Below are 9818 nucleotides of genomic sequence, written 5' to 3' on the forward strand. Positions count from 1 at the left end.
TCGGTGACCGTGGGCGGCGACGAAGCGCCGACGACATAGCCCATGCCGGTCCCGCAGGAGACCTCATAGACGGCCTGCTGCTCGAAATTATAGCCCATCAGACTGGCCTCGACGACGCGACAGTCGACGTTGGCGGTGTTGATCTCGGACTGCGCGGCGGACACGACCTCGTTGACCGACGGGTTGCGGGTATAGACGCCGTTGCGATTGCGTTGCCGATCTAGCCGGGTCGGCGTCACCGCCGTCACCGTCGCGGCCATCGGGTCGGTCAGCTTGGTCGAGAAGCTGCGCGCGCCGGTCGCCAGACCGCCGGGTCCGACGATCTGACCATTGCCGGGAGTCTGTGCCGCTACGGCCGACGCCGTCACCAGCATCAGGGCACCGCAGACGACCCCCGCAATTTGTTTCCAGTGAGCCCGCATGACCGCCTCCAATCGTGTCCGAAAGGAGGCACTGTGGCCCTGGATTGCCCCGGGTGCAACCCAGAGGCGGTCACGGCGTCGTGACGCTCTTACTGGGCGGGAGCCGCAGCGGCCGGGGCCGGCGGAACCACGGTCAGTTTGCAGCCGCCGCCGATCAGCTGGGCGGTTTCGCAAGGGTAGATCTGCTGCACGGCCATCTCGGTGTTGAAGCGGGCGATCAGACCGTTTCCGGCGGCGCATTTGGCTTCGTAGAAAGAGCCGTTGGCATTGGCACCCATCAAACGGGACTGGGTCACGTCGCAGTCGGACGCCGCGCTGGGCGCCAGCCAGGTCTTCAGCGTGGCCGACTGTTCGGCGGGGGTGGTGTAGCGGCAGGTGCCGCCCGACGAGGCGATCTGGAAGCAGGAGGTCCGGGTCCAGCCCGACGCCGCCTTCTCGATGCGGACGCCGTCCACGCCGGTGCAACCGACCTCATAGACCAGGCCGTCGGCCTCGGACTTGCCGACCGCCGAACCGGCGTCGATCGTGCAGTTCACGCCGGCTTCGGCGGCATATTGCTTGACGACCTTCAGGACGTCCTTGTTGGCCTCGATCTGGCATTGCAGGCCGACGTCGGCGTCCGGATCGGCGGCGCGGGCCATGTCGGCCTGGCCGAACAGGGCGATGCAGTCGACGGCCTGGGGCGGGGTCGATCCGATCAGCACCAGACCCGGCCCGGTGGCGCAGGCGACCTCATAGGCGTTCTGGCCCTCGCCGATCTGGCCGCGCAGGACGACTTCGGTGGTCTGGCAGGTGCTGCCGGTGGCGGCGATCAGGGCGTCGGCGGCGGCCTTGTTCTGTTCCGGGGTCGGGGCGGCGGGGGCCCGGCTGTTGCGGTTCTGGCGCTGTTGGCGGTCCTGCCGTTGCTGGGCCGCATTGGTGACCGCTTCCTGGGTCCGGGCCGCGACAGCGGGATTTTCCTGGGCGAGGGCCGGGACGGACCCGAGGGTCAGAGACAGGGCGGCGACGGCCGCAGGAAGGAATCGAGTGAACACGAAGACGGCTCCAGACGGACAACGGGTACGACGTGGCGGAGCCATGCCGGGGTCATGTGGCGGGGTCAAGGCGGACATGGGTCCACCGTCGGCGAAACTTGCGCCACCGCTTACCCTGCGTGATCTGGACGACGCCCAACCTCGGGCCTAAAGCTTCGTTTCGATAGGAGACGGACTTGGCCGACGGCGCAGTCATCACCACACAGGACGGTACGGTCGACGCGGGTTCCGGCAACCGGGGCCTGACCTATCCCCTCGGCACGCCGCCCGAACCCGGCGCGGCGGTCCAGGCCGCGCCGGGCGTTCTGTGGATGCGGCTGCCTTTGCCGATGTCGCTGAACCACATCAATGTCTATGCGATCGAGGACGGCGACGGCTGGGTGCTGGTCGATACCGGTCTGAACACCCAGGCGTCGCTCGAGGCCTGGGAGGCCGCGCTTGCGGGCCCGCTGGGCGGGCGGCCGATCACGCGGGTGATCTGCACCCACATGCACCCCGATCACGTCGGCATGGCCGGCTGGCTGTGCGCGCGGACCGGCGCGCCGCTGCTGATGTCCCGGCTGGAATACATCACCTGCCGGATGCTGCTCGCAGACACCGGCCAGCCCGCGCCGGAGGAGGGGGTCCGTTTCCTTCGCGCCGCCGGCTGGGATGAGGACCGGATCGAGACCTATCGCCGGGAGTTCGGTCGCTTCGGTCGCGGCGTCTCGTCGATGCCGCAGAGCTACCGGCGTCTGAGCGAAGGCGACGATGTGGCCATCGGCGACGACGTCTGGCGGGTCGTGATCGGCAATGGCCACTGCCCCGAACACGTCTGCCTGTGGCGCCGGTCGGACGGCGTCTTCATCTCGGGCGACCAGATTCTGCCGCGGATTTCTTCCAACGTCTCTGTCTGGCCGACCGAGCCGCTTCAGGATCCCCTGGCCGACTGGCTGACGTCGCTCGACAAACTGCGCGATCTGTTGCCGGCGCAGACCTTGATCCTGCCGGCCCATGGCGAGCCCTTCACCGGCGTCCACACCCGGCTGGACGCGCTCAAGCGGGGACACGAGACCGGCCTGCGCCGGCTGGAGCGGTCGCTGCGGACTCCGAAACGCGCCATCGACGTCTTCTCCAGCCTGTTCGCCCGCCCCATCGGCGACGGGGTGTTCGGCATGGCCACGGGCGAGAGCCTGGCCCACCTCAACTGCCTGGAAAATCGTGGCCTGATCCGACGCGACCGTGATGCCGACGGCGTCGACTGGTGGGTCGCCGTCAACCCTCAACCCCTCGAAGCCCCGGAAACCGACGCATGAGCGATCCCATCCGTACTGATCTGGCCGACGGCGTCCTGACCGTCACCCTGGCCCGGCCCGAGAAGAAGAACTCGATCACCCAGGCGATGTATTCGGTCCTGGCCGAGGCGACGAACCGCGCCCGTAACGACGACGCCGTGCGCGTCATCCTGTTCCGGTCCGAGGGCGACAGCTTCTCGGCCGGCAACGACATCATGGACTTTATCGCCATCAGCCAGGCGGGCGGTGGGGCCCAGATGATCGAGGCGCCCGTGTTCCAGTTCCTGCGTGCCCTGGCCGATCTGGACAAGCCGGCGGTGGCGGCCGTGCGTGGCCGGGCCGTCGGCATCGGTCTGACGCTGTTGCTCAACTGCGACCTCGTGGTCGTCGCCGAGGACGCCCTGCTGTCGGTGCCCTTCGTCAACCTGGCCCTGGCCCCCGAGGCGGCGTCGTCGATGCTGCTGCCCATGGCGATCGGCCATCAGCGCGCCTTCGAGATGTTCGCCCTCGGCGAGGCCATCGATGGTCCCACGGCTCTGGCCTGGGGCCTCGCCAATCGCTGCGTGCCCTCGGCAGACGTCGATGCGACCGCCGCCTCCCTTGCCGCCAAGGTCGCCCTTCGCGCGCCCAACTCCATCAGGAAGACCAAGCGCCTGATGCGCGACGCCGAAGGCCTCTGGGCCCTGATGCAGCGCGAGGGCGAGGCCTTCGGCTCCCAGATGTCCAGCCCCGAAGCCATGGAAGCCTTCATGGCCTTCACCCAGAAGCGAGCGCCGGATTTCAGCAAGGCTGGCTGAGAAGGAAAAGGGCTGGACCACAACCTCATTCCGTCATCCTCGGGCTTGTCCCGAGGATCCAGACTCACGGTGGGGCTATGGGGTCGTGCTGCTGACGCAAATCTGGATGCCGGGTTTCAGGATCGCCTTCGGTGTTTCTGGATCCTCGGGACAAGCCCGAGGATGACGAACTTTAGGAAGGGAGTTTGAGTGAAGGCCTCTTGCGTCATCAAGCCTTGCCTTGAACCCGCCGCCCATTGCGATTAGCAGGCGCGCCTCATGTCCGTCGCCGCCAACATCAACACGCTCGTCATCACCCCCGAGCAGCCCCGCGACCGCGCCGAAGCGGACGCATTGATCATGGCCGCCTTCGGTCCCGGCCGCTACGCCAAGACCGCCGAGCGTGTCCGCGAGCGTGCTCATTTGGCCGCCGGCTTCGTGGCCCGTGACGGCGCGCGGATGGTCGGGTCGGTCCGCCTCTGGTCGATCGAGATCGAGGGCCAGCCGGCCCTGTTCCTCGGCCCCATTACCGTCGCCGCCGACGACCGCAAGGCGGGTCTGGGTGCCGATCTGGTCGCCGCCTGTATCGACTATGCCAAACGCTGCGACGTCGCGGGCATCCTGCTGGTCGGCGACCTGTCCTATTTCACCCGCTTCGGCTTCGAGCCCGCCCCGGCCCTCCGCCTCGAAGGCCCCGCCGACCCGCGCCGCATCCTGTGGCTGCCCGTGACGGCTCCGGCACCAACGGGGATCGCGCGGCCGGTCTGAAGGATCGCTTCAGGCCGCGATCGGCTCGACCCGTATCCGGTCCTGATGACTGCGCGCATTCGACAGATCATGTGCGGTCTGCATCCTCAGCAGGGTGTCCGCACTCAGGCCGAACGCCTTCTCGAAGCGAATGGCCATCTCGGCAGACAGCCCGGCACGGCCGTTCAACAGCCCGCTCAGGGCCTGTCGCGTCACGTCCAGCCGCTGCGCCAGATCCGTCACGCTCAGCCCACTGGGCTCGACCACCTCATCCCTGAGCCATGGGCCGGGATGGATGGCGAAACTGGAATGAAGCTTGACGGCCATCAGTGATTGTCCTTCCCCGATCATCTTCGACAACCTCTACTGTTCCGTCATCCTCGGGCTTGTCCCGAGGATCCAGACTCACGGTGTGTCCTGGCTGTTGCGGTCCTGAAGTTATCACACATTTCGGCACCAGCGGCGGAAGCCGGTGTTTCTGGATCCTCGGGACGAGCCCGAGGATGACGACTTTTGAGCAGGTTGAGGCGTACCAATAGACACACATGATGACGCAGCCACTCTCCGCGCCTAAGTCAGGACGATGACCGACACCCCGCCCTCCGGAGGCCTCAGCGCGATCACCGCCGCCGCCAAACAGGCGCCCGGTCGCGGCCTGCCGCCGGTGCATCTGTGGCACCCCGACCATTGCGGCGACATCGACATCGTCATCCGCGCCGACGGGACCTGGATGCACGAGAACTCGCCGATCGGACGCAGGGAACTGGTCCGGCTGTTCTCGACCGTCCTGAGGCTCGACCCCGACGGCTATCATCTGGTCACCCCGGCCGAGAAGATGCGGATCACGGTCGAGGACCTGCCGTTCCGCGCCGTGGCGATGGAGCGCCGGGACGACGCCCTGGTCTTCACCACCGACGTCGGCGACGATGTCACCGCCGACGCCGCCCATCCGATCACGGTGGAGACCGACCCCGCAACCGGCGAACCCGCGCCCCGCATCCACGTGCGTCGGGGGCTTGAGGCCCGGATCGTCCGGAGCGTCTTCTACGACCTGGTCGAGATGGCCGAGGTCGTGGACGGCCGCCTGACCGTGACCTCCTGTGGCCAGGCCTTTCCGCTGGGTCCTGTCGGAGCCGGGGTGGAATGAGTGCGACCCACCCGCTGCACGATCTCAAGACGCGCCTGACCGCCGGTCTGGACCCGATCGAGACCTGGAGCCCGGATCGTCGGCCGGTGCGTTCGGACTTCGACCTGAACCCGGATCGGGACCGGACGATGTTTCCGGCCGTGTCGGCCCTGCGCCCCGCCGCCGTTCTGATCCCCATCATCGCCCATGCCGAGGGCCCGACCGTGCTCCTGACCCGCCGCTCGGACACCCTTACCAGCCACACCGGCCAGATCGCCTTTCCCGGCGGCCGCCTCGACGCGGGCGAAACGGCGGTGCAGGCGGCCCTGCGCGAAGCCGACGAGGAGGTCGCCCTGTCGCCGTCCGTCGTAGAGGTCCTGGGCCTGGGCGACACCTATGAGACCGGCACCGGCTTTCGCATCACGCCGGTCGTCGGCTGGCTGACCGAACCACCTCGCCTGACCCCCAGCGCCGACGAGGTCGCCGAGGTGTTCGAGGTGCCGTTCGACTTCCTGATGGACGTCGCCAACCACCGCCGCGACCACTACGACCCCGAGACCGGCCCGCGTCGCTGGTACTGGGCCATGCCGTGGCAGGAGCGCTATATCTGGGGCGTGACGGCAGGCATCGTCCGGGGCCTGCACGCCCGCCTGTACGGCGAGGATACGAGGGCAGACGAGAACGCCGCATGACGACCGTCGCCGACCAGCCCTGGCTGACCAGCCGCGCCACCCGCGCCGTCATCGCCGCGCTGGAGGCCGCGGGCGGAGAGGGCTGCGTCCGCTTCGTCGGCGGCTGCGTGCGCAACAGCCTGATGGACCAGCCCGTCGACGACATCGATCTGGCCACCCGGCTGAAACCCGAAGCGGCCATGGCGGCGCTGAAGGCCGCGGGCCTCAAGGTGGTGCCCACAGGCCTGGCCCACGGCACGGTCACCGCCGTCTCGGGCCGCGCGCCCTATGAGATCACCACCCTGCGCCGCGACGTCTCGACAGATGGCCGCAACGCCACCGTCGCCTTCACCGACGACTGGTCCGAGGATGCCCAGAGGCGCGATTTCCGCCTCAACGCCCTGTACGCCGACGGCTCAGGAACCGTGTTCGACCCTACCGGCCATGGCGTCGAGGACGCCCGCGCGGGCCGCGTGGTCTTCGTCGGCGACGCCGAAACGCGCATCCGCGAGGACTATCTGCGCATTCTGCGCTTCTTCCGCTTCTTCGCCTGGTACGGCCGGGGCGCACCGGACGCGGAGGGCCTCGCCGCCTGCGCGGCCCTCGCCGAGGGCATGGTCCGGCTGTCGGCCGAGCGGGTCTCGCGCGAACTGCTCAAGCTGCTGCGCGCCCCCGATCCCCGCCCGCCGATCGCCGCCATGGCCAGCTCCGGCGTGCTGGCCCGGATCCTGCCCGACACCGCAGCGCTGACGACGTTTGAGCGGATGGTCGAGATCAGCCCGGACCCCGTCCTGCGCCTCTCGTCTCTGCTGCCCGCCGACCCTGAAAGCGTCGAGGCCACAGCCCGGGCCCTGCGCCTGTCCAACCCCGACCGTCTGCGCCTGGTCGCCGCCGCGTCCGGCGAGATCGACCTGGACATGACCGCGCCGACGGCCCGGGCCCACCTCTACCGCCTGGGCCGGGAGACCTTCCGCGACCGGGTCCAGCGCGCCGCCGCCGAGACAGACAGGGCCGCCGCCGCCGCCCCCTGGCTCGACCTCGCCGACGCCTGGCCCATCCCCCGTCTGCCGGTCGGCGGGCGTCAGGTCGCGGCGGCCGGCCTGCCCGCCGGTCCCGACACCGGCCGGGTACTCGCCGCCTTCGAGGCCGGCTGGATCGCCGACGACTTCCCGACCGAGGGCCACGCCGAACGGCTGGCCCGCGTCATTGCCTCTCTGACCGCGTGAGCCGAGTCACCACCGGCCGGTGGTCCGACCCCGTCGGCCGCCCCAAGCGACGCTCGATCAGGGCCAGGTCCGGGCTGCGATAGACCTGGTCGATCGTGATCCCCAGCGGTGACGGCAGCGCTTCAGGCCAGGTCCCCGGCCAGCCCGGCGCCGGGATCAGCCCCAGTTCCCCCTTGATCTGACGCCCGATCCGCGCGCTCGACACGCTGTTGAAATCGCCTGTCACCACCACCGGCCCCTCCAGTCCCTGCATGGAGTCGTCCAGCGCCATCACCTGGCTGATCTGCCCCCACTGGAACTGATAGGGCCAGGGCCGCGTCAGGTGGATTGCGAACACCGTCACGGGCCCCAGCGGCGTCTCCACCACCGCCGCGACGTGGTTCATCCCGCCCCGCGCCTCGACCTTCCGCACCGGCCAGCGTGAGGCGATCACCGTCCCGTCCACCGCATAGGCCCCGCCGGTCTCCACCACCCGGTTCGGCTGATCGGGCAGCAGCACGTCCAGATCATCCAGCATCGGAACCGGCGTCTCGATCAGCACCACCACATCGGCTGCACTGGCCGCCACCGAGGCCCGGATCGCCTCCGCATCCCGGTTCCAGACCCACAGATTGGCCGTATACAGCGTCACGACCGGCGCGCCCGCTTCGGCCCGGCCCTTCGGTGGAAACCACTGCGGCGCCCCGGCCGCCAACAACACCAGAGCCACCGCCCCGCCGACCCCCGCCGCCATCCACAGCCGCGCCACCAGCGTCACGATCAGGATCGCCACGCACACCGCCACTGCCGGTCCTGTGAACTGGGCCAGGATATCCACCCACCGGTGCCCGATCCCGCTCAGCCCCGCCGCACCGATCGCCAGAGAGGGCCCCAGCGCCAACATGGCCGCCCCTGTTGCGATCTGGCGAACGGTCGGAACGGCCGGCCTATGCACGCTCAGCCTCATGCGCTTGCTTTCCTCGTGAACGCGGGTCGGTATGGGGCGTTACAGTCGCCGCCGCCTCGGCCGCGATGAAGGAAGATACCATGGCCCGGCGCACGATCGCGGATATCGAGAAGATCTGGTCCAATGTCGAGGGCGTCAAGAAGTTGTCCGACCGGGTCATCGGTATCGGGCCGTTCGGCCTGGGCCTCGACGGTCTTCTGACTTGGGTGCCGGTGGTCGGCACCGTCTATACGGTCGGCACCGGCGGCTGGCTGATCCTTCAGGCACTCCGCGCCAAGGCCTCGCCTTCGACCCTGGCCCAGATGGCGGCCTATATGGCGGTGGATACCGCCACGGGCACGGTCCCTATCGCGGGCGACGTCGTCGACACCTTCTTCCCCGGCCAGTTGCTGGCCGCCAAGGCCCTGCAAAAGGACATCGCCTCCACCCACTGGGTCGAGGACTCTGAAAGCGCGGCCCGCGCCTCGGGCGATCATGACCGGCATCTGGAGACCGTGCGCGGCGACCGGAACCTGCGCCGTGTCGTCTATCTGCACGACTGACGATTTTCCCGTCATCCGCAGGCGGACGTTCGCCGTACCTGCCCCAGATCGGCTCGTCGCTCGGACGCCTTGGCGGCCGCGCGCGGTCCTGACAGCCGCGAGCCGGTCAGCGGGGAGGCCTTCAGAGCCCTTCCACGGGCCTCCCCGCATCTCCGCCCTTCTTCTCCCGCAGGCGGAGGAAGAAGAAATCCGGCTTGTCGGCAGCCTCGAACTTTCAAACCTCGGCCCACCAATCCCTTGCCGCACAAGGGATTGCAGCGTCGAGACCCCATCCCGACGCGCCCAGGTTCGCCGCGCCCCCAGACTGATCTCCGACAGCAACGGAGATCGTCATGGATACCAGCGCCCGCCTTGGGCTTCCCTATCTGGCCGCCGGCCAGCTTCAGAAACACGTCACCCTCAACGAGGCCCTGACCCGGCTGGACGCCCTCGTCCAGTGCGCGGTGGTCAGCGATACGACCACGACCCAGCCCGCCGACCCCGAGGACGGCGACCTCTACATCCTGCCCACCGCACCCACCGGCGGCGTCTGGTCGGCCTTCGACGCCGACGACCTCGTCCGGTTCGAGGCCGGCGGGTGGGTCGTTGTCGCGGCCCCGTCCGGCCTCGTCGCCTGGGTCGCGGATCAGGCCCGGCTGGCGATACGGACCTCGACCGGCTGGTCGCCACTGGGTGAGCAACTCGGCGCGGTCCAGGCCCTGACCCGGCTCGGTCTCGACACCACGGCTGACGCCACCAACCCCTTCGCCGCCCGGCTGAACAAGGCGCTGTGGACCGCACGGTCGGTCTCCGACGGCGGCGACGGCGACCTGCGCCTGACCTTCAACAAGGACACGGCGACCGACGTCGGATCGTTGTTGTTCCAGAGCGGCTATTCCGGGCGGGCCGAACTGGGCCTGATCGGCGACGACGACTTTACGCTCAAGGTCAGCGCCGACGGCTCGACCTGGCTCGCCGCCATGACCGTGGACCGGACCACGGGCGCGGTGGCCTTTCCCTTCGGCGGTGGGCGGGTCGAGACCACCGTCCTGACCACGAGCGGCACCTGGACGGT

12 protein-coding genes are annotated in these 9818 nt (G+C 69.0%); 8 read left to right on the forward strand and 4 right to left on the reverse strand.

Annotated features, from left to right (window positions below; all coding sequences use genetic code 11):
* Both ACILQR_RS13455 and ACILQR_RS13460 read right to left on the reverse strand, forming a co-directional pair.
* Positions 1–422, reverse strand: a 422-nt coding sequence (locus ACILQR_RS13455) for a hypothetical protein (RefSeq protein ID WP_395651907.1), incomplete at its 3' end; no start/stop codon positions are given.
* Between the two features lie 89 nt (positions 423–511).
* A complete protein-coding gene (locus ACILQR_RS13460; protein WP_395651908.1) occupies positions 512–1456 on the reverse strand; it encodes a hypothetical protein in 945 nt (314 codons plus the stop codon).
* Positions 1457–1632: 176 nt separating this feature from the next.
* Here ACILQR_RS13460 and ACILQR_RS13465 point away from each other — a divergent pair, with 176 nt between their 5' ends.
* The 3 genes from ACILQR_RS13465 to ACILQR_RS13475 all read left to right on the forward strand — a co-directional run bounded on the left by ACILQR_RS13465 (position 1633) and on the right by ACILQR_RS13475 (position 4274).
* Complete coding sequence (locus ACILQR_RS13465) at positions 1633–2751, forward strand: MBL fold metallo-hydrolase (protein WP_395651909.1); 1119 nt, start codon at positions 1633–1635, stop codon at positions 2749–2751.
* Positions 2748–3527, forward strand: a complete 780-nt coding sequence (locus tag ACILQR_RS13470; RefSeq protein ID WP_395651910.1) for an enoyl-CoA hydratase — start codon at positions 2748–2750, stop codon at positions 3525–3527. The genes ACILQR_RS13465 and ACILQR_RS13470 overlap by 4 nt, the downstream gene beginning before the upstream one ends.
* Before the next feature lie 258 nt (positions 3528–3785).
* A complete protein-coding gene (locus tag ACILQR_RS13475) occupies positions 3786–4274 on the forward strand; it encodes a GNAT family N-acetyltransferase (RefSeq protein WP_395651911.1) in 489 nt (162 codons plus the stop codon).
* Between the two features lie 9 nt (positions 4275–4283).
* Here the strand turns inward: ACILQR_RS13475 and ACILQR_RS13480 are convergent, their stop codons facing one another.
* The gene (locus ACILQR_RS13480; protein WP_395651912.1) at positions 4284–4580 is read right to left on the reverse strand and encodes a HigA family addiction module antitoxin; all 297 of its coding nucleotides are present in this window, start codon (positions 4578–4580) and stop codon (positions 4284–4286) included.
* A 256-nt stretch (positions 4581–4836) separates the two neighbouring features.
* Between ACILQR_RS13480 and ACILQR_RS13485 the strand changes: the two genes are divergently transcribed.
* From ACILQR_RS13485 to ACILQR_RS13495, 3 genes are read left to right on the forward strand one after another with little or no spacing between them, the layout of a single operon-like run.
* Positions 4837–5400 carry a DUF1285 domain-containing protein gene (locus ACILQR_RS13485; RefSeq protein WP_395651913.1) on the forward strand — a complete coding sequence of 188 codons (564 nt, stop codon included), beginning with the start codon at positions 4837–4839 and terminating at the stop codon, positions 5398–5400.
* Positions 5397–6071, forward strand: a complete 675-nt coding sequence (locus ACILQR_RS13490) for a CoA pyrophosphatase (RefSeq protein ID WP_395651914.1) — start codon at positions 5397–5399, stop codon at positions 6069–6071. The genes ACILQR_RS13485 and ACILQR_RS13490 overlap by 4 nt, the downstream gene beginning before the upstream one ends.
* Positions 6068–7276, forward strand: a complete 1209-nt coding sequence (locus ACILQR_RS13495; RefSeq protein ID WP_395651915.1) for a CCA tRNA nucleotidyltransferase — start codon at positions 6068–6070, stop codon at positions 7274–7276. Before ACILQR_RS13490 ends, ACILQR_RS13495 begins: the two co-directional genes overlap by 4 nt.
* Here the strand turns inward: ACILQR_RS13495 and ACILQR_RS13500 are convergent.
* Positions 7254–8159 (reverse strand): endonuclease/exonuclease/phosphatase family protein, encoded by a 906-nt coding sequence (locus tag ACILQR_RS13500; protein WP_395651916.1) that lies wholly within the window; start codon positions 8157–8159, stop codon positions 7254–7256. The two genes, ACILQR_RS13495 and ACILQR_RS13500, sit on opposite strands and share 23 nt — an antisense overlap.
* A gap of 143 nt (positions 8160–8302) precedes the next feature.
* Here ACILQR_RS13500 and ACILQR_RS13505 point away from each other — a divergent pair, with 143 nt between their 5' ends.
* Positions 8303–8764, forward strand: a complete 462-nt coding sequence (locus tag ACILQR_RS13505) for a DUF4112 domain-containing protein (protein WP_395651917.1) — start codon at positions 8303–8305, stop codon at positions 8762–8764.
* A gap of 332 nt (positions 8765–9096) precedes the next feature.
* On the forward strand, positions 9097–9818 hold a 722-nt coding region (locus ACILQR_RS13510), incomplete at its 3' end, for a DUF2793 domain-containing protein (protein ID WP_395651918.1).

This window comes from Brevundimonas sp., assembly GCF_044239655.1.
In the GTDB taxonomy this organism is placed as follows: Bacteria; Pseudomonadota; Alphaproteobacteria; order Caulobacterales; family Caulobacteraceae; genus Brevundimonas.